General features: G+C 65.2%; 17 protein-coding genes and 1 pseudogene. 15 read left to right on the top strand and 3 right to left on the bottom strand.

Features of this window, described 5'->3' with window-relative positions; genetic code table 11:
* Positions 1-50: 50 nt before the first annotated feature.
* The 10 genes from ftsE to CSQ85_RS05075 all read left to right on the top strand — a co-directional run bounded on the left by ftsE (position 51) and on the right by CSQ85_RS05075 (position 11,332).
* Positions 51-1,277: a cell division ATP-binding protein FtsE gene (gene ftsE / locus CSQ85_RS05120; protein WP_150383153.1), complete on the top strand. Its 1,227-nt coding sequence runs from the start codon at positions 51-53 to the stop codon at positions 1,275-1,277.
* Complete coding sequence (ftsX, locus tag CSQ85_RS05115; RefSeq protein WP_107041341.1) at positions 1,274-2,197, top strand: permease-like cell division protein FtsX; 924 nt, start codon at positions 1,274-1,276, stop codon at positions 2,195-2,197. Before ftsE ends, ftsX begins: the two co-directional genes overlap by 4 nt.
* A gap of 107 nt (positions 2,198-2,304) precedes the next feature.
* Complete coding sequence (locus CSQ85_RS05110; protein ID WP_395956351.1) at positions 2,305-3,774, top strand: CHAP domain-containing protein; 1,470 nt, start codon at positions 2,305-2,307, stop codon at positions 3,772-3,774.
* Between the two features lie 19 nt (positions 3,775-3,793).
* Positions 3,794-4,276: an SsrA-binding protein SmpB gene (smpB, locus tag CSQ85_RS05105; protein ID WP_107041342.1), complete on the top strand. Its 483-nt coding sequence runs from the start codon at positions 3,794-3,796 to the stop codon at positions 4,274-4,276.
* Between the two features lie 274 nt (positions 4,277-4,550).
* Positions 4,551-5,507, top strand: a complete 957-nt coding sequence (locus CSQ85_RS05100; RefSeq protein ID WP_107041366.1) for an ABC transporter substrate-binding protein — start codon at positions 4,551-4,553, stop codon at positions 5,505-5,507.
* A 201-nt stretch (positions 5,508-5,708) separates the two neighbouring features.
* Positions 5,709-6,659: an ABC transporter substrate-binding protein gene (locus tag CSQ85_RS05095; protein WP_150383152.1), complete on the top strand. Its 951-nt coding sequence runs from the start codon at positions 5,709-5,711 to the stop codon at positions 6,657-6,659.
* A gap of 106 nt (positions 6,660-6,765) precedes the next feature.
* The gene (locus CSQ85_RS05090) at positions 6,766-7,749 is read left to right on the top strand and encodes an amino acid ABC transporter permease (protein WP_150383151.1); all 984 of its coding nucleotides are present in this window, start codon (positions 6,766-6,768) and stop codon (positions 7,747-7,749) included.
* A 20-nt stretch (positions 7,750-7,769) separates the two neighbouring features.
* A complete protein-coding gene (locus tag CSQ85_RS05085; protein ID WP_150383150.1) occupies positions 7,770-8,597 on the top strand; it encodes an amino acid ABC transporter ATP-binding protein in 828 nt (275 codons plus the stop codon).
* 25 nt (positions 8,598-8,622) lie between these two features.
* Positions 8,623-10,515 carry a glutamine--fructose-6-phosphate transaminase (isomerizing) gene (gene glmS, locus CSQ85_RS05080; protein WP_150383149.1) on the top strand — a complete coding sequence of 631 codons (1,893 nt, stop codon included), beginning with the start codon at positions 8,623-8,625 and terminating at the stop codon, positions 10,513-10,515.
* A 28-nt stretch (positions 10,516-10,543) separates the two neighbouring features.
* Positions 10,544-11,332, top strand: coding sequence for a pseudouridine synthase (locus tag CSQ85_RS05075; protein WP_223846852.1), 789 nt, complete (start codon positions 10,544-10,546; stop codon positions 11,330-11,332).
* Here CSQ85_RS05075 and CSQ85_RS05070 read toward each other — a convergent pair.
* Positions 11,280-12,269, bottom strand: a complete 990-nt coding sequence (locus CSQ85_RS05070; RefSeq protein ID WP_190972915.1) for a LacI family DNA-binding transcriptional regulator — start codon at positions 12,267-12,269, stop codon at positions 11,280-11,282. The two genes, CSQ85_RS05075 and CSQ85_RS05070, sit on opposite strands and share 53 nt — an antisense overlap.
* A 445-nt stretch (positions 12,270-12,714) precedes the next feature.
* Here CSQ85_RS05070 and CSQ85_RS05065 point away from each other — a divergent pair, with 445 nt between their 5' ends.
* The 3 genes from CSQ85_RS05065 to CSQ85_RS05055 all read left to right on the top strand — a co-directional run bounded on the left by CSQ85_RS05065 (position 12,715) and on the right by CSQ85_RS05055 (position 16,846).
* On the top strand, positions 12,715-13,647 hold the full coding sequence (locus CSQ85_RS05065; RefSeq protein WP_107041348.1) for a carbohydrate ABC transporter permease: 933 nt from the start codon (positions 12,715-12,717) through the stop codon (positions 13,645-13,647).
* 64 nt (positions 13,648-13,711) lie between these two features.
* Positions 13,712-14,716 (top strand): carbohydrate ABC transporter permease, encoded by a 1,005-nt coding sequence (locus CSQ85_RS05060; protein ID WP_190972896.1) that lies wholly within the window; start codon positions 13,712-13,714, stop codon positions 14,714-14,716.
* Between the two features lie 51 nt (positions 14,717-14,767).
* Positions 14,768-16,846, top strand: coding sequence for a beta-galactosidase (locus tag CSQ85_RS05055; protein WP_150383145.1), 2,079 nt, complete (start codon positions 14,768-14,770; stop codon positions 16,844-16,846).
* Positions 16,847-17,469: 623 nt separating this feature from the next.
* On the opposite strand, the pseudogene CSQ85_RS05050 reads toward CSQ85_RS05055, so the two are convergent.
* Positions 17,470-18,833, bottom strand: a pseudogene (locus CSQ85_RS05050) (ABC transporter substrate-binding protein).
* Positions 18,834-18,963: 130 nt separating this feature from the next.
* Between CSQ85_RS05050 and CSQ85_RS05045 the strand changes: the two are divergent.
* Positions 18,964-20,553, top strand: coding sequence for an alpha-N-arabinofuranosidase (locus tag CSQ85_RS05045; protein WP_223846851.1), 1,590 nt, complete (start codon positions 18,964-18,966; stop codon positions 20,551-20,553).
* A 39-nt stretch (positions 20,554-20,592) separates the two neighbouring features.
* Here the strand turns inward: CSQ85_RS05045 and CSQ85_RS05040 are convergent, their stop codons facing one another.
* Positions 20,593-21,711 carry a LacI family DNA-binding transcriptional regulator gene (locus CSQ85_RS05040; RefSeq protein ID WP_223846850.1) on the bottom strand — a complete coding sequence of 373 codons (1,119 nt, stop codon included), beginning with the start codon at positions 21,709-21,711 and terminating at the stop codon, positions 20,593-20,595.
* A 204-nt stretch (positions 21,712-21,915) separates the two neighbouring features.
* Between CSQ85_RS05040 and CSQ85_RS05035 the strand changes: the two genes are divergently transcribed.
* Complete coding sequence (locus CSQ85_RS05035) at positions 21,916-22,605, top strand: TenA family protein (RefSeq protein WP_150383143.1); 690 nt, start codon at positions 21,916-21,918, stop codon at positions 22,603-22,605.
* The last annotated feature ends 255 nt before the right edge of the window (positions 22,606-22,860 follow it).

Raw genomic sequence — 22,860 nt, 5'->3', positions numbered from 1 at the left:
TCGCCGGCAGCCGCCGGTACTGGCAATAAGCCGGCAATAAGGAAGGAACGATGGCACTCATCTCGCTCAGGAACGTCAGCAAGGTCTACCCGAAGGGCACCCGGCCGGCGCTGGACGGCATCAATCTCGATATCGATCGCGGCGACTTCGTGTTCCTCGTGGGCGCGTCGGGCTCCGGCAAGACCACGCTGCTGAGTCTGCTGTTGCGCGAGGAGGAGGCCACGGACGGCGAGATCCGCGTCGCGGGCAACGACCTGCGTCGCATCTCGAACCGTCAGGTGCCCCAGTACCGGCGCACGATCGGCTTCGTGTTCCAGGATTACAAGCTGCTCAACAACAAGACCGTCTGGCAGAACGTCGCGTTCGCGCTCGAGGTGATCGGCACGCGCCGTTCGGCCATCAAGTCGCTGGTGCCGAAGGTCCTCGAGACCGTCGGCCTGACCGGCAAGGAGGACAGCTACCCGCACGAGCTGTCCGGCGGCGAGCAGCAGCGCGTGGCCATCGCCCGCGCCTACGTGAACCATCCGCAGATCCTGCTCGCGGACGAGCCGACCGGCAACCTCGACCCGACCACGTCGCTGGGCATCATGGAGGTGCTTGACGCGATCAACCGCACCGGCACGACGATCGTCATGGCCACGCACAACGAGGAGATCGTCAATTCGATGCGCAAGCGCGTCGTCGAACTGCACACCGGCCGCATCGTGCGTGACGAGGAGCACGGCTCCTACGATTCCGCCGCGTTCTTCCCCGACGCCGAGGTCACGTCCAAGGCGCATCAGGCGCTGGGCGGGGCGTCCGGCGCCTCCGGCGACCCTGATCTGAGGTTCCGTCCGCAGGGATCGATCGAGGCCGAGGTCACGCAGGCCATCGCCATCGAGGCCGGGGCGATTGCCTCCGGCGCGATGAACGGCGATGAGGGCATCGCGCGTCTGGCGCAGTCCGTGCACTCCGGGCGCACCGGTCGCTACGGCGAGGCGTTCGCGCCGCTCGAGACCACGCTTACGTGGGGCAAGGGCCTCAAGCTCGACGAGATGGAACGCATCGCCAAAGGTGAGAAGGCCGGGAACGAAGACGCCGAAAACGGCTTGCTGGCGCCACCCGCTCCACCGAGCGCGGCGGGTTCTTCACGGGGTACCCGCCAAGCGGGCGACGTCGATGCGCAGGCGGACACGGCAAACGTCCATGAGGACACCGGCGAAACCGGCGACAATGACGGCGTGAACGGTCACGACAACGACCGCGACAACGATCACAGCGAGGAGGAACAGCAGTGAGGGCGCGATTCATCCTGTCCGAGACATGGACGAGCCTCAAACGCAACGTGCCGATGATCGTCTCGGTGATGCTCGTCACGTTCATCTCCTTCGTGTTCATCGGCGCGTCCGCCCTGATGCAGGCGCAGGTCACCCGCGCGAAGGGCGAATGGTACAACAAGATCGAGGTCGTCGTCTGGCTGTGCCCCGACGGCACCAGCCAGGCCGCCACCTGCGCGTCCGGCAAGGCCCCCACCAAGCAGGAGATCGTCCAGCTTGAGGAGTTCATCCAGGACGAGCTGACCGACAACGTCTCCAAGATCACATACGTCAGCCGCGAGGACTTCTACAAGAACACGTTCCTCAAGCAGTACCCGAACGGCGACTACCAGGGGCGCACCCTGACCGCCGCCGACATGCAGGACTCCCTGCAGTTGAAGCTCAAGGACCCGACCAAGTACAAGATGGTCTCCGAAGTGCTGTCCGGCAAGACCGGCGTCGAGGACGTCGTCGACCAGAAGCAGATCTTCGACCCCGTCTTCGCCGTGCTCAACCGGGCCACGGCCGTCACCGTCGCGCTCGCCGGCGTGATGGTGGTCGTCGCGATCCTGCTGACCGGCACGACGATCCGCATGTCCGCCGCCTCGCGCAAGAACGAGACCGAGATCATGCGACTCGTCGGCGCCTCGAACTGGACGATCCGACTGCCGTTCATCCTCGAGGGCGTGGTCGCCTCGCTCATCGGCTCGCTGCTCGCGTGCGGCACGCTCGCCGGCATCGTGCAGGTGTTCATCACCGACGGCATCGCCGGTTCCGTCAGCTGGATGCCGTTCGTCACGCAGTCGACCGTGTGGATGATCGCCCCGGCGCTGGTGGCGGGGGCCGTGCTCCTGTCGATCGTCGCCTCGGCGATCTCGCTGCGCCGCTACCTCAAGGCGTAGGTTCAAGGCTCAAGGCCGTTTTCCGCTGCGAGCCGAAGGGCGCGACTCGCGCCCCCAGCAATCTTCGTTACAATGACCACCAGCGTTAGTGAAGGAAGGACGATCAAGTGGTGAATCGCTCGAAACGTAGCTGGAACGCCGGATTGGGATTTGCGGTGTCGATGGCGATGATGGCCATCTGCGGGCTGGCGGCGATCGTCCCCGCACCGCCGAAGGCCGAGGCCGTGTCGGTGTCCGAATACCAGCAGAAGCTCGCCAAGCACAACGACATCAAGGCGAAGCTCGCCGGCGTGGACAAGGCCCTCGCCGACAAGATCATCGAACTGGACGATCTGACCAACGTGCAGATCCCGGCCGCGCAGAAGGCCACCGAGGCGGCCCAGCAGAAGGCCGAACAGGCCAAGAGCCTGGCCGACGCCACCACCGAGCGTCTCGAGGCCGCCCAGAAGGACAAGGCCGATCTCGAGGAGAAGATCAAGGAGACCGGCATCGAGTACGACGACGCCAAGGACTCCGTCGCCGAGATGGCGCGTAACAGCTTCCACGGCTCCGACGTATCCACGATGATGGAGGTCGTCACCGACGCCAAGTCCACCGACGACTTCGTCGCGCAGATGCAGTCCGACGCCGCGGCCACCCGTTCCGCCGCGAACGCCGCGAACTCGGCCGCCACGACGCTCAACACGTCGATGAACCGCAAGCAGCGCCTTGCCGCGATCGAGGAACAGATCGCGCAGCTCAAGAAGCAGGCCGACCAGCAGGCCGCGGCCGCGCAGAAGGCGGCCCAGGACGCCAGCGCCAAGGAGGCGTCGCTCGAGAAACTGCAGGCCGAGGGCAGCGCCCAGCGCGCCGAGCTTGAATCGCAGAAGAGCAGCCTGAAGACCCAGGAGGCCAAGGAGGCTGCCGACATCGTCCTGATCGAGGCCGAGCTGGCCACCTACAAGCCGTCGAGCGGCACCGACAACTACACGCCGGGCAACACCGCCCAGCAGAGCAAGCCGTCGGGTGGCTCGTCCTCCGGCAACGACGGCAGCTCCGGCAACAGCGGTTCCGGCTCGTCGTCCGGCGGCTCCTCGTCGGGTGGCTCGTCGTCCGGTGGCTCGTCTTCGGGTGGTTCGTCCTCCGGAGGTTCCTCGTCCGGCGCCAACGGCATGAACTACTCCGTGCCGGGCAACTGCCCCGAAGGCTCCACGTTCTGCTACGGCCACAACACCGGCAACACCGTCGGCGGCTCCGCCTACCCGGCACGCCAGTGCACGCTGTGGGCGTACATCCGCCGCTCCCAGCTGAGCCTGCCCGTCGGCTCCTACATGGGCAACGGCGCCGAATGGGGCACCAAGGGCCGCGCGCTCGGCTATTACGTGAACAACACCCCGCACGTGGGCGCCGCGATGGTGTTCCGCACCGGACAGAAGGTCACCACCTGGTACGCGAACCGCCTGTACGGCCACGTCGCGATCGTCGAACGCATCAACTCCGACGGCAGCCTGCTGATCTCCGAGGGCGGCACCGGCTTCGCGACCTTCCCGGCATGGGAGACCGTCTGGCCGAACGGCAACGAATACGTGCACTACTGATCGAAAGGACATCGCCGCGATGGCGAAGGAACAGGGGACGAAGCTGATCGTCCAGAACAAGAAGGCGCGTCACGACTACGCCATCGAGGACAAGTACGAGGCCGGCCTCGTACTGACTGGCACCGAGGTCAAGTCGCTGCGCGAGGGCCGGGCGTCGCTCGCCGAGGCGTTCATCTCGATCGACCGCCGCAACGAGATCTGGCTCGAGAACGCCAACATCCCCGAATACCTGAACGGCACATGGAACAACCACGCGCCCAAGCGCAAGCGCAAGCTGCTGCTCCACGAGCGCGAGATCCTGAAGCTCGCCCGCCAGTCCGAGGCCAAGGGCTACACGATCGTCCCGCTGAGCCTCTATTTCAAGGACGGCCGAGTCAAGGCTGAGATCGCCCTGGCCCGAGGCAAGCGCGAATTCGACAAGCGTCAGGCCCTGCGCGAGGAGCAGGACAAGCGCGAGGCCCTGCGCGCCATGCGCTACGCCAACAAGCGCTCGGTCCGCTGATACGGGGATACCGTGTGGGTCCGGTCCGGAGGAAGGTGGGGCGATTGACGGTGCGCGACCGTAGGCAGGGAGCGGAGCGACCGATGGCCGAACGGCCTTGAGTGTGTCGCGCACCGTCAATCGCCCCGCCTCCCGGAGTCAAGCGTCTCACGTAATGAACCGTATCCGTGAGATTTACGCTTTCGTAGCATAGGAAACCTACTCTCGCGAATCAGTCGGGAAACATACCCGCCCGATCGACATTTCTGAGAGAGGAAATCCAATGTCCGTAAGCATGGGAATCACCAAGGGACTCAAGACCGCAACCGCCGCCATCCTGTCCGCCGCGATGCTCTTCGCGGCCGCCGCATGCGGCACCACCGATTCGTCCGACACCGCAGCGTCGTCCGGCGACTCCGGCTCGTCCTCCAGCTCCGGCAGCACCACCAAGGGCTTCGACACGAGCTCGATCAAGAAGGACGACGAGATCGCGGCGCTCCTGCCCGACTCCGTCACCAAGGACGGCACGCTGGTCGTCGGCACCGACACCTCGTACGCCCCGGCCGAGTTCCTCGCCGAGGACGGCAAGACCCCGGTCGGCTTCGACGTCGACCTGTCCAAGGCGCTCGCTGCGATCTTCGGCCTCAAGGAGGAGACGGTCACCTCGACGTTCGATTCGATCATCCCGTCCGTCGGCTCCAAGTACGACATCGGCATCTCCTCGTTCACCGTGACCAAGGACCGTCTCGAGGCGGTCGACTTCGTCACCTACTTCAAGGCGGGCTCGACGTTCGTCGTCCAGAAGGGCAACCCGAACAAGGTCGACTCCTCCGACCTGTGCGGCAAGAAGGTCGCCGTGCAGACCGGCACCACGCAGGAGGAGGAAGTCAACAAGGACAACGAGCAGTGCAAGGCCGACGGCAAGAGCGAGATCGAGATCCAGTCCTCGAAGCTGCAGACCGATGTGACCACCGCCGTCGCGTCCGGCAAGGCCGACGTGTTCTACGCCGACTCCCCGGTCGCGGGCTACGCGATCACGCAGACCGGCGACACGCTTGAGGCGCTGGGCGAGGACGTGGGCGTGACCCCGGAGGCCGTGGCCATCAAGAAGGGTGATTCGAAGACCGCCGAGGCCGTGCAGAAGGCCATCCAGAAGCTGATGGACGACGGCACGTACAAGAAGATCCTCGATACGTGGGGCGTCTCCTCCGGTGCGATCGACAAGCCGGAGATCAACCCGACCGTCGAATGACGGGCGAACGGAGACTGTCCGGGAGGTAACGCGCATGTGTATGCAGCGGCGTGTATATTCGTTGCATACATTGCGTGGGCGCATGTGGAGACACATGCGCCGGCACATGGCCGCGTGATCGCGCGGTCGTCCGGTTGCGCGTCGTGACAGCACGGCGCGCAACCGTCGTTCACGAGAAGAGAAGAAGCGAGGAATCACCCCATGTCGTTCAAGGGATTGTTCAAGGGATTCAAGACCGCCACCGCCGCCACGCTGGGCGTCGCGATGCTGCTGACCGCCGCCGCGTGCGGCACGAGCGACGAGGCGACGGACTCGTCGTCGGACGGCGCCGACGCGGCCACCATCACCAGCTATGACGTCAGCGGCGTCAAGAAGGACGACGCCATCGCCTCCCTGCTGCCGGAATCGGTGACCAAGGACGGCAAGCTGACGATCGGCACGAACCCGTCGTACGCCCCGGCCGAGTTCCTCGACGCCGACGGCAAGACGCAGATCGGCTACGACATGGACCTCGCCCGCGCGATGGGCAACATCTTCGGCCTCGAGACCGAGGTCGTCTCCTCCAACTTCGACACGATCATCCCGGCCGTCGGCTCCAAGTACGACCTCGGCATCGCCGCGTTCACGATCACACCGGAGCGCATGGACTCGGTCGACTTCGTCTCCTACTTCACGTCCGGCATGGCCTACGCGGTCAAGAAGGGCAACCCGGAGAAGATCGACGAGAACAACCTGTGCGGCTTGAAGATCGCGGTCGAGACCGGCACCGTCGAGGAGGAGGCCATCGCCGAGACCGCCAAGCAGTGCAAGGCCGACGGCAAGAAGGACATCGAGGTGCAGTCCTCGAAGCAGCAGACCGACGCCACCACCGCGGTCGTGACCGGCAAGGCCGACGTGTTCTTCGCCGACTCCCCGGTGGTCGGCTACGCGATCGCCCAGACCGGCGGCGAGCTCGAGCAGCTCGGCAAGGACTTCGACTCCGTGCCGAACGCCGTGGCCATCAAGAAGGGCGATTCCCAGACCGTCGAGGCCGTGCAGAAGGCGATGCAGAAGCTGATGGACGACGGCACGTACGGCAAGATCCTCAAGCACTGGGGCGTCGAGTCCGGCGGTCTCGACAAGGCCGAGGTCAACCCGAACGTCGAGGGCTGACAGGCGCGGGCGTCGCGTAACGCACGGCGCGTAACCGCGTAACACACATCGTGTAACACGCGCCGTGTAACACAGGAACCGAGAACAACCGAGAGGAAGCCGATCCATGGCGAAGAAGGAAACCGACGGCGAGAGGCTGGACATCCCGAACCGCATCAAGGCGCTGCCGGTCAAGCGCACCGGCCCGGTCGTGGCGGGCGTCATCGTGGCGCTGCTGGCCGCGATGCTCATCCAGGGGATGATCACCAATCCGCGCCTCGACTGGCCCACCGTGTGGAAGTACCTGTTCAACGAGAACGTGCGCGAGGGCATCGCCTACACGCTGATCCTCACGGCCCTCTCGATGATCGTGGCGATCATCCTGTCGGTGATCCTCGCGATCATGCGCAAGTCGATCAACCCGGTGCTCAGGGGCGTGAGCTGGTTCTTCATCTGGTTCTTCCGCGGCACCCCTGTGTACACGCAGCTCGTGTTCTGGGGTCTGTTCGCCGTGCTCATCCCGAAGCTGAGCCTCGGCATCCCGTTCACCTCGGTCGAGTTCTGGAGCATCGACTCGGAGACCGTCATCACCGCGTTCAACGCCGCGTGGATCGGTCTGGCCCTCAACGAGGCCGCGTACCTGTCCGAGATCGTGCGCGCCGGCCTTGAGGCCGTCGACCCGGGCCAGACCGAGGCCGCCAAGGCGCTCGGCATGAAGCGTTCGCTCATCATGCGCCGCATCATCCTGCCGCAGGCCATGCGCATCATCATCCCGCCGACCGGCAACGAGACGATCGGCATGCTCAAGACCACGTCGCTGGTCCAGGCTGTGCCGTTCACTTTGGAACTCCAGTTCGCGACCAACGCGATCGCGAACCGCATCTACAAGCCGATCCCGCTGCTCATCGTGGCCTGCATCTGGTACCTGCTCATCACCTCCATCATGATGGTCATCCAGTCGCGTCTCGAGAAGCATTTCGGCAAGGGCTTCGACGCGCGTCCGATCGGCTCGCGCGGCAAGCAGCCGCCGTTGCCCGGCAAGACCGAGGGTGAGCCGAAGGACAAGGTCGACAAGCTCAACGACGCCACGTTCAGCGGACTGACGGCCTGAAGCGAGGGGAGACGAACATCATGACTGAAACCGCAACCACCGCCGCTCCGGCGACTACCGCTCCGGCAAGCGCCGCCCATGTGCCGGCCGTCAAGGCCGTCGGCGTCCACAAGGCGTTCGGATCGCTGCATGTGCTCAAGGGCGTCGACCTGACCGTCGAACCCGGTACCGTGACCGTGATCCTCGGCCCCTCAGGCTCCGGCAAGTCCACGTTCCTGAGGCTCATCAACCAGCTCGAGACGCTCACGGGCGGCTCGATCGAGGTCGACGGCGAGCTCATCGGCTACAAGCACGTCACCAAGAACGGCCAGGACATGCTCCAGACGCTGAACGAGAAGGAGATCGCCGCGCAGCGCTCCAAGCTCGGCATGGTCTTCCAGCGTTTCAACCTGTTCCCGCACATGACCGCGCTCGAGAACGTCATGGAGGCGCCGGTCCACGTCAAGGGCATGAAGAAGGCCGAGGCGCGCGAGCTGGCCGTCGCCGAGCTCAACCGCGTCGGCCTCGGCGAGCGTCTCGACTACTATCCGGCCGAACTGTCCGGCGGCCAGCAGCAGCGCGTCGCCATCGCCCGCGCCCTCGCGATGAAGCCGGAGATCATGCTCTTCGACGAACCGACCTCCGCGCTCGACCCCGAGCTGGTCGGCGAGGTTTTGAACGTCATGCTCTCGCTCGCCAAGGAGGGTATGACGATGATCGTCGTCACGCACGAGATCGGATTCGCCCGCGAGGTCGCCGATCAGGTCGTCTTCATGGACGGCGGCGTGGTCGTCGAGCACGGCACCTCCGACATCATCGACCACCCCACCGAGCCGAGGTTCAGGGACTTCCTGCAGCACGTGCTGTGATCTCGCTGTAGTAGGCTGGTAAGCCATGTGTGGAATCGTTGGATATGCAGGACAGATTGATACCGCGTGCGGCAAGCCTCTGGAGGTCTGCCTCCAGGGTCTGAAGCGCCTCGAATACCGCGGCTACGATTCGGCCGGCGTGGCGTTGACCGCGCCCGGCATGGATCATGTCGAGGTGCGCAAGAAGGCCGGACGCCTCTCGAACCTCGTCGAGGACATCGAACGCGACCCGATGCCGCTCGCCACGGTCGGCATCGGCCACACGCGCTGGGCCACCAACGGCGTGCCGAGCGACGTGAACGCCCACCCGCACACCAGTCAGGACGGCAAGGTCGCGATCATCCACAACGGCATCATCGAGAACGCCTCCCAGCTGCGCCTCGACCTGCAGGCGGAGGGATACCACTTCTCCTCCGCCACCGACACCGAGGTCGCGGCCAAGCTGCTCGGCAAGATCGTCGACACCATCATCCGCGAGGAGGGCGCGCCCGACCTGTTCAAGGCGATCCGCCGCCTCGCCCGCATGCTCAAGGGCGCGTTCACGATCCTCGCCACCGACTGCCGCCAGCCGGACATCGTCGTCGGCGCGCGTCACGATTCGCCGCTCGTCGTCGGTCTCGGCGACGGCGAGAACTTCCTCGGCTCCGACGTCGCCGCGTTCGTCGCGTACACGAAGCGCGCGATGGAGGTCGATCAGGATCAGGCCGTGTGCGTGTCCGCCGACAAGGTCGTCGTCACCGACTTCGACGGCAACGTCGTCGCGAACCCGAAGACCTACACCGTCGACTGGGACGCCTCGGCGGCCGAGAAGGGCGGTTGGGACTCGTTCATGGACAAGGAGATCCACGAGGACCCGGCTGCCGTGCAGCGCACGCTGCTCGGACGCTTCGACAAAAACGGCGATGTCGCCCTCGACGAGGTGCGCATCGACGAACACGACTTCAAGGCGATCGACAAGATCATCGTCATCGCCTGCGGCACCGCCGCCTACGCGGGCATGGTCGCCAAGTACGCGATCGAGCACTGGGTGCGCATCCCCGTCGAGATCGAGCTGGCGCACGAGTTCCGCTACCGTGACCCGATCCTCACCCCGCGCACGCTCGTCGTCGCGATCTCGCAGTCCGGCGAGACGATGGACACGCTGATGGCGTTGCGCCACGCGCGCGAACAGGGCTCGAAGGTGCTCGCGATCTGCAACACGCAGGGCGCGTCCATCCCGCGTGAATCCGACGCGGTGCTGTACACGCACGCCGGCCCGGAGGTCGCGGTCGCCTCGACCAAGGCGTTCGTCGCGCAGATCACCGCCGCCTACCTGCTCGGTCTGTATCTGGCGCAGGTCAAGGGCGCGATGTTCCGCGACGAGATCCGCCACATCCTTGACTCGCTCAAGGCCATGCCGCGCAAGATCCAGTGGGTGCTCGACACACAGACCGGCGCGATCCACAAGGCCGCCGAGCGCATGCTGAACGCGCAATCGTTCCTCTTCCTCGGCCGCCACGTCGGCTATCCGGTCGCGCTCGAGGGAGCCTTGAAGCTCAAGGAGATCGCCTACACGTTCACCGAGGGCTTCGCCGCCGGCGAGCTCAAGCACGGTCCGATCGCGCTGGTCGATGAGGGCGAGCCGGTCGTGTTCATCGTGCCTCCGGAGCGCGGACGCGACGTGCTGCACGCCAAGGTGCTGTCCGGCATCGAGGAGGTCAAGGCGCGCGGCGCGTTCATCATCGCTGTCGCCGAGGAGGGAGACAAGGACGTCGAACGTTACGCGGACGTCGTCTTCTGGCGTCCGGCCTGCCCGACGCTGATGAGCCCGCTCGTCGACGTGGTCCCGCTGCAGCTGTTCGCGATGGACATGGCCAAGCTCAAGGGCTACGACGTCGACAAGCCGCGCAACCTCGCCAAGTCCGTCACCGTCGAATGAGATACACGACATCATGCGCCACCGATTCGTGACCGAGGAGCCGGATATCCCGTTCGAGTTGCCGGTGGTGTATGAGGACGCGGGGATCATCGTCGTCGACAAGCCACATTTTCTGGCGACGACCCCGCGTGGCATGTGGTACCGGCAGACCGCGCTGATGCGATTGCGCGAGATGTACGGGGATGACTCGATCACGCCGGCGCATCGGCTCGACCGGCTCACGGCCGGCATCGTCGTGTTCGTGCGCGATCCTGCGCTGCGCGGGGCGTATCAGATGCTGTTCCAGGAGCGTCGCACGTCCAAGACGTACGAGTGTCTGGCGCCGTGCGCGCCGATCACGCGGCCGGAGTACGGGACGATCGAACGGCTGGAGCCGCCGCGCGTGTTCCCGCTGCGCCGGCGGTCGCGCATTGTCAAGGAGCGCGGGCGTCTGCAGGCGTATGAGGAGCCGGGCGAGGTCAACGCCGAGACGGTGATCGAGCTTGGAACGCGGACGTGCGGTGCTGACGATGCCGCACCCGCCGCGTGGGGGAGCGGCATGCGTGCCTACACGCTGCACCCGCGCACCGGCAAGACGCACCAGCTGCGTGTGCATATGAATTCGATCGGCCTGCCGATTGCCGGCGACGACTTCTACCCGCGTATCGAACAGCGTGCGTACGATGACTTCTCAAGGCCGCTCGAACTGGTCGCACGGCGTCTTTCGTTTGTCGACCCGGTCAGCGGCGAGCCGCGCGAGTTCGTCTCCCGCGTGCCGCTCGGCGCTATTCGTTCAGATCGCGGACCGATCCACGTTCGACGAATTCCGCGGGGATGACGGTCTTGATGCCGGTCGGCACCTTCTCGCCCTCGCACTGGCGGCGGATCATCGAGAAGGCAGTGGCGCCGATCTCGTCGAACTTCATGCGCATCGTCGTCAGGTCGAGGCGGGGCACCATGTAGACGAGGGAGTCGTCGACGCCGACGACGCTGACATCCTCGGGGACGCGTTTGCCGGCGGCCTTGAGCCCCTGGATCGCGCCGTACGCCATCTGATCGTTCGCCGCGTAGATCGCGGTGCAGGTCGGGTCGTGCGCCAGCGCCATGCCGGCCTGATAGCCGGAGTCGGCCAGCCAGTCGCCCATGTACATGTCCGGCACGGGCGCGCCGAGCTGTTCGAGCGCCTCACGCCATCCGCGCGCACGGCTTTCGGCGGCTCGCGACGACGCGGGGCCCGCGATGTGATGCACCGTGCGATGCCCCTTGCTCATCAGATAGTCGACGATGGCGGTCGAGCAGCCGTACTGGTCGGCGTCGACGGTGGGGCAGTGGTCGGCCGCGCCCTCGGTGATGAGCACGACCGGCAGGTCCTTCGGCGGGCGATACCCGGCGAAACCGGCGATGCGCTCCTCGAGCAGGACGATGACGCCGTCGACCGGCTGCTGCTTCATGCGGTCGACCGCCGCGTTCAGCGTGCGCTCGCCGTTGGTGGGGATGAGCTGGAGCGTGATCGAGTAGCTGTCGGCGATCGCCGCGTTGAGGATGCCGTTGAGGATACGCGAGTTGCCGAACGTCGTCATGTTGAACAGCACGACGCCGATGTTGCGGAAGCTGCCGTGCTTCAGCGCCCGCGCCGCGTAGTTCGGACGGTAGCCGAGCCGTTCCATCGCGGCTTCGACGCGCTGACGGGTGTCGGGGCGTACCGCGTCGCTGCCGTTGGCCACGCGGGATACCGTCTGCGGGGAGACGCCCGCCTCCTTGGCGACGTCCTGCATCGATACCTGAATGCTGCGTGACATGATCCTGACGCTCCTCGGTTCGTTGGTTCTTCGGCTCTTCGATTCGTTGGCGTGATCGGCTGTCCGCCGACAATCATCCTGCCGTCCGGCGACGAAGGGACCGTTCCCCACTCACCTGCGCCCTCGTCTGCGCCGCGGCGGTGAGGGCGTGCGGCCGTCCCGGCAGGCGGGTGTCGGTTTCGGGTATGTATCGTCGTCGCTGACGTACCGGATGATGCACAACGATGTTTTCGTCAACATTATATGTCATTGTCGGTATCGCCTTGTCGCGACACGAAAAACTTCGATTGGACAGACCGAAGAATGATGTTATGATGATAACGCAAACATTTTAGGAGATTGGATACGTGAGACGTTCCGGACGGATGATCGTCCGGAACGGGGAGCGCCCATCGGAGCCTTCGAAGGAGAGGGGCTGGTAATGGTTTCAGCGCAGTCCTCGGTTGCCGTGACGTCCACTGGGTCGTCTGCGGTGCGGGAGAATGGGCATAAGCCTGATTGGCGTGGTTGGAAGTTCATGTGGCCGTTCGCGGTGGTGTTCGTGTTCGTGTTCATCATCCCGATCGTGTACGCGATCTACATCAGTTTCTTCAAGAAGCAGATGATCGGCGGTACGAGGTTCGTGGGGGTGGAGAACTACGCGCGTCTGTTGCAGGACGGCCAGTTCTGGAGCAGTGTGGGTCGTGTGGCGTTGTTCACGTGTGTGCAGGTGCCGATCATGTTGTTCCTGTCGGCGTTGATGGCGTTGGCGTTGGATTCGATGAAGCTGCATGGCACGAAGTTCTTCCGTATCTCGACGTTCCTGCCGTACGCGGTGCCCGCGGTGGTGTCCACGTTGATCTGGGGTTTCGTGTATGGCGCGAAGTACGGTCTGGTGGGTTCGCTGAACGGTGTGCTGGGCACGGATCTGGACATGTTCGCGCCGTCGGTGTTGTTGGCGTCGATCGGCAACATCGTGACGTGGGAGTTCACGGGCTACAACATGCTGATCTTCTACAGCTCGCTGTCCACGATCCCCCACAGCCTGTATGAGGCGGCGTCGATCGACGGCGCGTCGGAGTGGAAGATCGTCAAGAGCATCAAGCTGCCGGAGCTGAAGGGCAGTCTGGCGATCACGGTGATCTTCTCGATCATCGGCTCGTTCCAGCTGTTCAACGAGCCTTCGATCTTGCAGAACATGGTGCCGGGCAACGCGATCACGACGTACTACACGCCGAACATGTACGCGTACAACCTGAGCTTCAGCGGCAACCAGTCGAACTACGCGGCGGCTTTGGCGATCACGATGGCGGTGATCACGATGGCGATCGCGTACGCGGTGCAGTTGAACAGCCTCAAGGAGCAGATGAAGTGATGGCGCGTCAGACGGTTCCGGTTTCGATGATGATGTCCCGTGTGTTGGTGAAGGAGCGTGCGTGATGAGCGTGGTTGAGACTGCCCCCGGTCGTATGAGCGCGGCCGATCTCAGGGCCCAGGAGAGGGCCGCCAGGAAGGCGGAGAGGGAGCGCCAGAAGCGCGTCGCGCGTGACGAGGCCGCCGAGCGCAAGAGGGCGCAGAGGAGCGGGTTCGCGAACGTGAACAACCCGCGCCGGAGCGTGTGGATGACGGTGGTGTGCGCGGTCTTCGCGGTGTACTGCCTGTTCCCGTTCGTGTACCTGCTGATCAACGCGACGAAGACCCAGGCGGACTTCACGTCGACGTTCGGCCTCGGTTTCGGCAAGAGCTTTGCGTTGTGGGACAACATCGTGACGGTGTTCACGTACCAGGACGGGATCTTCGGCCGCTGGCTGGTGAACACGCTCCTGTATGTGGTGGTGGGCGCGGGCGGCGCCACGTTGTTGGCGATCATGGGCGGGTACGCGTTGGCGAAGTTCCGGTTCCCGGGCCGCAAGGCCGTGTTCGCCGTCATCATCGGCTCGATCAGTGTGCCGGGTATCGCGTTGGCGGTCCCGCAGTTCCTCCTGTTCGCCAAGCTGGGTTTGACGAACACGCCGTGGGCCATGATCATCCCGAGCCTGATCTCGCCGTTCGGACTGTACCTGATGTGGATCTTCAGCGAGCAGGCGGTGCCGACGGAGCTCTTGGAGGCGGCCAGGGTTGATGGGGCGAGTGAGTTCCGTACGTTCTGGACGATCAGCCTGCCCTTGTTGGCGCCGGGTATCGTGACGACGGCGTTGTTCACGATCGTGGCGACGTGGAACAACTACTTCCTGCCGTTGATCATGCTCAAGGACGCGGACTGGTATCCGTTGACGATCGGTCTGAACCAGTGGAAGGACCAGGCGTCGACCGCGGGTGGTCAGGCGATCCAGAACCTGGTGATCACGGGCTCGCTGATCACGATCATCCCGCTGGTGATCGCGTTCCTCGCCCTGCAGAAGTACTGGCAGTCCGGCCTCGCCGCCGGCGCCGTCAAGGAATGAGATTCCGCGCCTTACGCAACAACGTCGTGTCATAGCGAACAAAGGAACACAATGACCGAACATCGCATCTTCAACTGGCCGCAGCCGCTTGCGGGGGAGCAGCCCCGCATCTGGTACGGCGGCGACTACAACCCCGACCAGTGGCCCGAGGAGGTCTGGGACGAGGACATCGAGCTCATGAAGAAGGCCGGAGTCAATCTCGTCTCCGTCGCCATCTTCTCGTGGGCGAAGCTGGAACCCGAGGAGGGCGTCTACGACTTCGACTGGCTCGACCGTGTCATCGACAAGCTCGGCAAGGCCGGCATCGCCGTCGACCTCGCCTCCGGCACCGCCTCGCCGCCGATGTGGATGACGCAGGCCCACCCGGAGATCCTCTGGGTCGACTACCGCGGCGATGTGTGCCAGCCCGGCGCACGCCAGCACTGGCGCGCCACCAGCCCCGTCTTCCTCGACTACGCGCTGAGGCTGTGCCGCAAGATGGCCGAGCACTACAAGGACAACCCGTACGTCGTCGCCTGGCATGTGAGCAACGAGTACGGCTGCCACAACCGTTTCGACTACTCCGAGGACGCCGAGCGCGCCTTCCAGAAGTGGTGCGAAAAGCGCTACGGCACCATCGAGGCCGTCAACGAGGCTTGGGGCACCGCCTTCTGGGCGCAGCACATGAACAACTTCTCCGAGATCATCCCGCCGCGCTTCATCGGCGACGGCAACTTCATGAACCCGGGCAAGCTGCTCGACTGGAAGCGGTTCAGCTCCGACGCGCTGCTCGACTTCTACCGCGCCGAGCGCGACGCGCTGCTCGAGATCGCGCCGAAGCCGCAGACCACGAACTTCATGATCTCCGCCGGCGGCACCGGAATCGACTACGACAAGTGGGGCTACGACGTCGACTTCGTGTCCAACGACCATTACTTCACCCCCGGCGAGGCCCACCTCGACGAGCTAGCGTACGCCGCCTCGCTCACCGACGGCGTCGCCCGCAAGAACCCGTGGTTCCTCATGGAGCACTCCACGTCGTCCGTCAACTGGCGTCCGATCAACTACCGCAACGAGCCGGGCGAGCTGGTGCGCGACTCCCTCGCCCACCTCGCGATGGGCGCCGACGCGATCTGCTACTTCCAGTGGCGTCAGTCCAAGGCGGGTGCCGAGAAGTGGCATTCCTCGATGGTGCCCCACGCGGGAGCCGACTCCCAGGTGTTCCGTGACGTGTGCGAACTCGGCGCGGATCTGGGCAAGCTCGCCGACGAAGGACTGCTCGGCACCAAGCTGCTCAAGAGCAAGGTCGCCGTGGTCTTCGACTACGAGTCGCAGTGGGCCACCGAGCACACCGCCACCCCCAGCCAGAACGTGCGTCACTGGACCGAACCGCTCGACTGGTTCCGCAGTCTTGCGGACACCGGCGTGACCGCCGACGTCGTGCCGGTGCGCGGCGACTGGGACTCCTACGAGGTGGCCGTGCTGCCCGCGCTGTACATCCTGTCCGAGGACACGTCCCGCCGCGTGCGCGAGTACGTCGCCAACGGCGGCAAGCTCATCGTCACCTACTACACCGGTCTGTCCGACGAGCGCGACCACGTCTGGCTCGGCGGCTACCCCGGTTCGATCCGCGACGTCGTCGGCGTGCGTGTCGAGGAGCATGCGCCGATGGGCAGCGATTTCCCCGGTGCGATGAATCACCTCGATCTGTCCAACGGTGCCGTTGCGCACGACATCGCCGACGTGATTACCTCCGTGGCCGAGACCGGTCGCGTGCTCGAGACCTTCAAGGCCGACAAGTGGACCGGCTTCGACGGCGCTCCCGCCATCACCGTCAACGAGTACGGCGATGGCAAGGCGGTGTACGTCGGCGCGAAGCTTGGCCGTGAGGGACTCGCCACGAGCCTGCCGGAGATCCTCGCCGAGCTCGGGGTCGCCGTCCCTGCGGGCGACGACCGCGGCGAGGTGCTGCGCGTCGAACGCGCCGACGAGACCGACGAGAACCACTTCGTGTTCCTGTTCAACCGCACGCACGATGTGGCGGTCGTCGACGTCGAGGGCGAGCCGCTCGTCGCCTCGCTCGCGCAGGTCAACGACAGCGAGCACACCGCCGCCATCCAGCCCAACGGCGTCCTCGTCGTCAAGCTGTGACGCTGATCGCGTCGTGATGCCGGGTCGCCGGCGTCGACATTCGGCATAGCAATGGGGGTCGTTCCCCGACTTCGGTCGGGGAACGACCCCCATTTGTGTGTTTCTGATACTTATCGTTTGTCGCTTTGCGAGGGGATGGGCCCCTCGGTCGCAGGTCCCTCGGCCACAGCCGGTTTTAGGGAATCCCATGACGCGATCTGCCCCCTCATGACGTGGTGAAATCCACATGGAGCGGTGAGGCGATTTTCCGTATTGGCGGAATTCCGCCGTTTTGCGTCACCGCTTCATGGGGTGAACACAGCTCCATGTGGATTTCACCGCGTGATGGGTGCCATGACCGCTTGATGGCTGCGCGTTTATGGCTCACGATGGGCGGGGTAATAGGGGAATGGAAGAGGTAATAAGGGAATGGGCGGGGTAATTAGGGAATGGGAATGGGAATGGGAATGGGAGGCCGGAGGCCATAGGGCATGAAAAAGGGTGGCGCATCACGAGGATGCGCCACCCGGTGTTATCGCGACCAGACCCTCGGGAAGGAGCCACGCGGGGAGGAAGATGGTCGCGAAGTGTGAAAAAGGGGGATCGCGCGGAAGGTGTGTCGGCGCGATCCCCCGGAGCGGTACTTACTTGACCGTGTAGCCCTGGCCCTCGGCGTAGGACTTCAGATCCTTCTGCCAGGCGGCGATGCCGTCGGCCAGCTTGCCCTTGCCGGTGTAGGCGTCGCCGACGAAGTCGCCGAACTTGCCACGGGCGTAGACCTCGATCGGCAGGAACTTGTAGCCGGTGGACACGTTCGCGGCGGCCTTGGCCAGCTCCTCGTTGAACTTCTGTCCGCCGAAGTACTCGTGGGCGTTGCCGTCGGAGTCGGTCAGCGAGGTCATGTTGAGGAAGTCGTCGGACTTGAGGGTGTCGTTGTCGGCCGGGAAGGCGCCGCCGTCGACGCGGGTCTTGATGCCTTCGGCGTTGTGGCAGGCGTACTCCATGAACTTGTAGGCCGCGGCGACCTTGTCCTTGTCGTCGGACTTGACGACGGCGAGCGAGGAGCCGCCGTTCTCGGAGTTGGTCTCGGAGCCGTCCGGGGTCGGCATCTGGGCGATGCGCCACTTGCCGTCGCCGTTCGGGGCGCCGGAGAGCAGGTTGTACGGCATCCACGCGCCGGTGAGCAGGGAGGCGATGGAGCCGTCGTCGAGGCCCTTGTTCCAGTCGTCGGTCCAGCCGACGGTCTTGGTGTCGATGAGACCCTCGTCGATCATCTTCTGCCAGAAGTCGGTGAACTCCTTGACCTTGGCGTCGCCGGTCAGGTCGATGGAGACGGTCTTGCCGTCCTCGGAGGTGGAGAACGGCTTCGCGCCGGCCAGTCAGGTCATCGAATCGAAGAAGCCGGCGTCGCCGGAGTCGGAGGTGATGTAGGAGCCAGCGGCCTTGATCTTCTTCGCGGCCTCGTAGAACTGATCCCAGGTCTTCACCTGCGTCGGGTCGACGCCGGCCTTGTCGAAGACCTCCTTGTTGTAGAACCACGCCATCGGGCCGGAGTCCATCGGCAGGGCGTAGACGCCGCCGTTGACGTTCACGGACGACCAGGTGCCGGGGTGTAGAAGTCGGAGAAGTCGGATGCGCCATAGCTGGAGAGGTCCTCGAGGTAGCCGCGGATCACGTACTCGGGCAGCGCGTAGTACTCGATCTGCGCGATGTCCGGGGCGCCGGAGCCGCCTTCGATGGCGTTGGAGAGCGCGTTGTACTCGTCCTTGTTGGTGCCGGCGTTGGTGACCTTGACCTTGATGTTCGGGTTGGCCTTCTCGAAGCCCTCGACCGTGCGGGGCAGCGTGGAGTCCCACGACCAGACCGTCAGCTCGATCTTCTTGTCGGAATCGCCCGATCCGGTGCTGCTCGAACCGTTGCTGGAGCTGCCTCCGCAGGCGGCGACACTGACGAGCATGGCGGCGGCGCCGGTGAGGGCGACCGCCTTCTTCATCGCTGTGAACTTCATCGTCCTTATATCCTTCCTTGTGTGAACGATTGGACTTGGCCTTCCAAGTCTTGTATCGTTTTAACAAACGATAGCACAGGATGTATGATTGCGCAAACACGGGTGGAATCCTCGTGGGAAAGGAATGATCATGGGTGACATGGGCGACACTGTCATTGGATCTCTGAGGCCGGTCGCCGACGTGCCGGCGCGGCTCTTCGGTTCGTTCGTCGAGCATCTCGGCCGCTGTGTGTACGGGGGCATCTACGAACCGGGCCATCCAAGCGCGGACGAGGACGGCTTCCGCTCCGACGTGCTCGATCTCGTGCGCGAGCTCGGCGTCACCTGCGTGCGCTACCCGGGCGGCAACTTTGTCTCCAACTACAACTGGGAGGATGGCACCGGTCCGCGCGACAAGCGTCCGGTGCGGCGCGACCTCGCATGGCATCAGACCGAGACCAACGAGATCGGCATCGACGACTTCCATCGTTGGAGCGTGAAGGCCGGCACCGAGATCATGCTTGCGGTCAACATGGGCACGCGCGGGCTCAAGGCGGCGCTCGACGAGCTCGAATACGTCAACGGCGCGCCCGGCACCGAGCTCGCGGACCGCCGCGTGGCCAACGGCATCCCCGAGCCGATGGATGTGAGGATGTGGTGCATCGGCAACGAGATGGACGGTCCGTGGCAGGTCGGCCACATGACGCCGGACGAGTACGCGGACGCGGTGGAGAAGACCGCGCACGCGATGAAACTCGCCGAATCGGGCCTCGAACTGGTGGCGTGCGGCTCGTCCAGCGCGCACATGCCCACGTTCGGCACATGGGAGCGCACGGTGCTGACCCGCGCCTACGAGCACCTCGACTTCGTCTCCGCGCATGCCTACTACTACGACCACGGCCACAGGGCGCGCGCCCCCAAGGACATGCAGGAGTTCCTCGCCTCGGCCGAGGACATGGCCGGGTTCATCGCCACGGTCGCCTCCTGCGCCGACGAGGCCCGCGAGGCGAACCACGGGACGCGCGACATCGCCCTGAGCTTCGACGAATGGGGCGTGTGGTATTCGGACAAGTGGAACGAGCAGGAGGCCGCGTGGAAGGCCGCCGCGTCCGAGGGCCTGCACCACGAGCCGTGGCCGAAGGCGCCGCATCTGCTCGAGGACGTGTACACGGCGGCCGACGCGGTGGTCGAAGGCTCGCTGATGATCACGCTGCTCAAACACTGCGATCGCGTGCGTTCCGCATCCCGCGCCCAGCTGGTCAACGTCATCGCGCCGATCATGGCCGAACCCGGCGGCCCCGCGTGGAGGCAGACCACGTTCTACCCGTTCGCCGAGGCCGCGCATCACGCGAAGGGTGACGCCTACGCGCCCGAGATCTCCTCCCCGTCCATTCACACGGAGACCTACGGCGACGTGCCGGCGGTCGACGCGGTCGTCACCTGGGATCGGGAGGCCCGCGAGGGACTGGTGCTGGTCGTCAACCGCGACGCCACGGACGCGCACGGCGTGTCGGTCGATCTGGGGTCGTTGCCGGGGATCGCGGGGGGTGACGCTTCTTCGTCGCCGGCGGTGACGGTGACGCACGCCGAGATCCTGCATGACGATGACATCTACCGCACCAACACCGCCGCCGAGCCGGATGCGGTCACGCCGCAGCCGCTCGACGCGGCCGTCGACGGCACGGTGATCGGCGTCGATCTGCCGCCGGTCTCCTGGGCGGCCATCCGATTCACGGCGTAACGACGCCGGCCGTGGTCGTTGGTGTCGTGGTCGTTGATGTCACTGCGGCGAGGACTCGCGGCACACCAGCTGGCACGGCGCCTCGATCCGCTCCGCCGGCGCGCGCCTGCCCGCCTCGATCTGGGCGATGATCGAGGCGACGGCGAGGCGCGCGATGTCGGTGCGCCCCGGGTCGACCGTCGTCAGCGACGGGACCATGTACCGCGATTCGTCGATGTCGTCGAAGCCGACCACGCGCACATCACCCGGCACGTCGACGCCGCGTTCGCGCAGGCATCGCAGCGCGCCCCACGCGAGCGTGTCGTTGAGGGCGAACACGGCGTCGAAGTCAAGACCGCCGTCGAGCATCCGCCCGATGGCCTCGAAGCCGTCGACGCTGTCCCATCCATCGGTCTCGATGAGCAGCCGCGGATCATAGGCCATGCCGTGATCGGCGAGCGCTGCGCAGTACCCCCGCGTGCGCAGGTCGCCGGACGAGGACTGCGTCGGCGGTTCGGTTGGGGAGTCGGTCGGGATGTCGGCCGGGATGCTGGGCGTGTCGGTCGTGTCGGTCGGTCCGTCGTCCGTGGGCGGCACGGCGCCGATGACGGCGATGCGCCGGCATCCTGCCTCGATCAGATGCGTCGTGGCCTCGTATGCGCCCTCGCGGTTGCGGATGAGCACATGCGGCGCGTCCATGCCGAACAGTCGTTCGCCCAGCATGACCAGCGGGTAGTCGCCGTCCAGCAGGTGCATGTCGTCGCGGGTCATCATCAGGGGGCTGAGGATGAGGCCGTCGGCCGGACGCGTGCCCATCGAGGCGATGCTGGCCAGCTCGTGCTCGCGCGCGTTGGATGTCGATTCGACGATGACGCCGTATCCCCGTTCGCGCGCCTCGGCGAGGATGTCCTCGGCGAGATCCGCGAAGTACATCTGGCGAAGGTCGGGGATGACGAGCTTGAGCAGGTGCGTGCGCCCGGATCTGAGGTTGCGTGCGGACGTGTTGATCTGATAGCCAAGGTCGGCGATGGCGGTCTCGATGCGTTCGCGCATCGCCTCGCTCATGTACGGGCGCTTGTTGAGGTAGTTGGAGACCGACGCGACCGACACCCCGGCCTCGCGGGCCACGTCGGCCATCGTGACGGTCGCCCTGCCGTTCCTGCGGCTGCTGACTGACATGGTCCCCAGTCTATCCGGGATCTATCCGGAAAGTCCGATCCGTAAGCGCTTGGTTCGTGAGAACCCGGTCCTCCGGTTCGACCCTGTCCCGGTCCGACCCCTTCCGCATCCGCGTCCCGGCCGATAGACTTTCCGTGTGAAGGGGCGCGGCGGGCCGTCATATTCCGCCGCGGCGAACCAAGCCAAGAGAAACGAGGCAATGACATGGCCGGCATCGATCAGACTTCCGTTCAGGCATCCGATCAGACCCCGTACGGGATCCTGCGCGCATACACCCATGACGAGTGGGAGGCCGCGGTCAACCACCGTTTCGTCCGCGAGCTCGTCGACGAGACCATCGCGCCGGAGGTGCTGCGTGACTACCTGATCCAGGACTACCAGTTCGCGCAGGACTTCCTGTCGCTGCTCGGCCAGGTGCTCGCCTCGGCCGACACGATGAAGGCCAAGGTGCGGCTCGCCGCGCAGCTCGGGTTCATCGCGGGTGACGAAGACCCCTATTTCCATGACCGGTTCGCGCAGTACGGGGTGAGCGAGGATCAGATCCTCCATCCCGAGCTTGCCCCGGCGAGCCGCGGCTTCAAGAAGCTGTACACCGACACCATCGAGACCCGCTCCTACGCGGATGGGCTCGCCGTGCTCGTGGTGGCCGAGAGCCTGTACCTCGACTGGGCCGAGCGCGCCACCGATCACGGTCGCAGGCTGCCGGTCAAGCCGGAGCATCGCGGATGGGTGGACGTGCATCGCGGCGAGTTCTTCACCGAATGGGTCGACTTCCTCATCGCCGAGTTCAACCGTGTGGCCGATCCGGACGATCCGGAGCTGCGTGAACGTTTCAGCACCGCGGTCCACTACGAGCTCGGCTTCTTCGACGACGCATACGCCGGCCGGGAATAGTCCGTCTGTCTCCGAGGCTCCGATCGGCGTACTCCAAGACGCACTCGGCGTACGTTGACCGGGGCCTGATCGGTGGTTCCCCCTGTTTTCGTGCGGTGGGCCTGCGGGAGTGTACGTTGATCGGGGCCTCGGCGTGGTTGTCACCTGTTTTCGTACGGTGAGTGCGGGGGAGTGTACGAAAACAGGGGGTAGTGGTGTGTTGATCCCTGTTCCCGTACGGTGAGCACGTTATGGCGTACGTGGACTGGGGTCTCG

It is taken from the genome of Bifidobacterium rousetti, from assembly GCF_008698235.1.
GTDB classification, from domain to species: Bacteria; Actinomycetota; Actinomycetes; order Actinomycetales; family Bifidobacteriaceae; genus Bifidobacterium; species Bifidobacterium rousetti.
Note: the sequence above shows the minus strand (reverse complement) of the source record. Positions and strands in the feature narration are given on the sequence as shown.

Coding starts and splice junctions, on each gene's coding strand:
- CSQ85_RS05035 (WP_150383143.1), top strand. CDS start 21,916: ATGGCCGGCATCGATCAGACTTCCGTTCAGGCATCCGATCAGACCCCG.
- CSQ85_RS05065 (WP_107041348.1), top strand. CDS start 12,715: ATGGTTTCAGCGCAGTCCTCGGTTGCCGTGACGTCCACTGGGTCGTCT.
- CSQ85_RS05100 (WP_107041366.1), top strand. CDS start 4,551: ATGGGAATCACCAAGGGACTCAAGACCGCAACCGCCGCCATCCTGTCC.
- CSQ85_RS05085 (WP_150383150.1), top strand. CDS start 7,770: ATGACTGAAACCGCAACCACCGCCGCTCCGGCGACTACCGCTCCGGCA.
- CSQ85_RS05040 (WP_223846850.1), bottom strand. CDS start 21,711: ATGTCAGTCAGCAGCCGCAGGAACGGCAGGGCGACCGTCACGATGGCC.
- CSQ85_RS05060 (WP_190972896.1), top strand. CDS start 13,712: ATGAGCGTGGTTGAGACTGCCCCCGGTCGTATGAGCGCGGCCGATCTC.
- ftsE (WP_150383153.1), top strand. CDS start 51: ATGGCACTCATCTCGCTCAGGAACGTCAGCAAGGTCTACCCGAAGGGC.
- smpB (WP_107041342.1), top strand. CDS start 3,794: ATGGCGAAGGAACAGGGGACGAAGCTGATCGTCCAGAACAAGAAGGCG.
- CSQ85_RS05055 (WP_150383145.1), top strand. CDS start 14,768: ATGACCGAACATCGCATCTTCAACTGGCCGCAGCCGCTTGCGGGGGAG.
- CSQ85_RS05090 (WP_150383151.1), top strand. CDS start 6,766: ATGGCGAAGAAGGAAACCGACGGCGAGAGGCTGGACATCCCGAACCGC.
- glmS (WP_150383149.1), top strand. CDS start 8,623: ATGTGTGGAATCGTTGGATATGCAGGACAGATTGATACCGCGTGCGGC.
- CSQ85_RS05070 (WP_190972915.1), bottom strand. CDS start 12,269: ATGCAGGACGTCGCCAAGGAGGCGGGCGTCTCCCCGCAGACGGTATCC.
- CSQ85_RS05045 (WP_223846851.1), top strand. CDS start 18,964: ATGGGTGACATGGGCGACACTGTCATTGGATCTCTGAGGCCGGTCGCC.
- CSQ85_RS05095 (WP_150383152.1), top strand. CDS start 5,709: ATGTCGTTCAAGGGATTGTTCAAGGGATTCAAGACCGCCACCGCCGCC.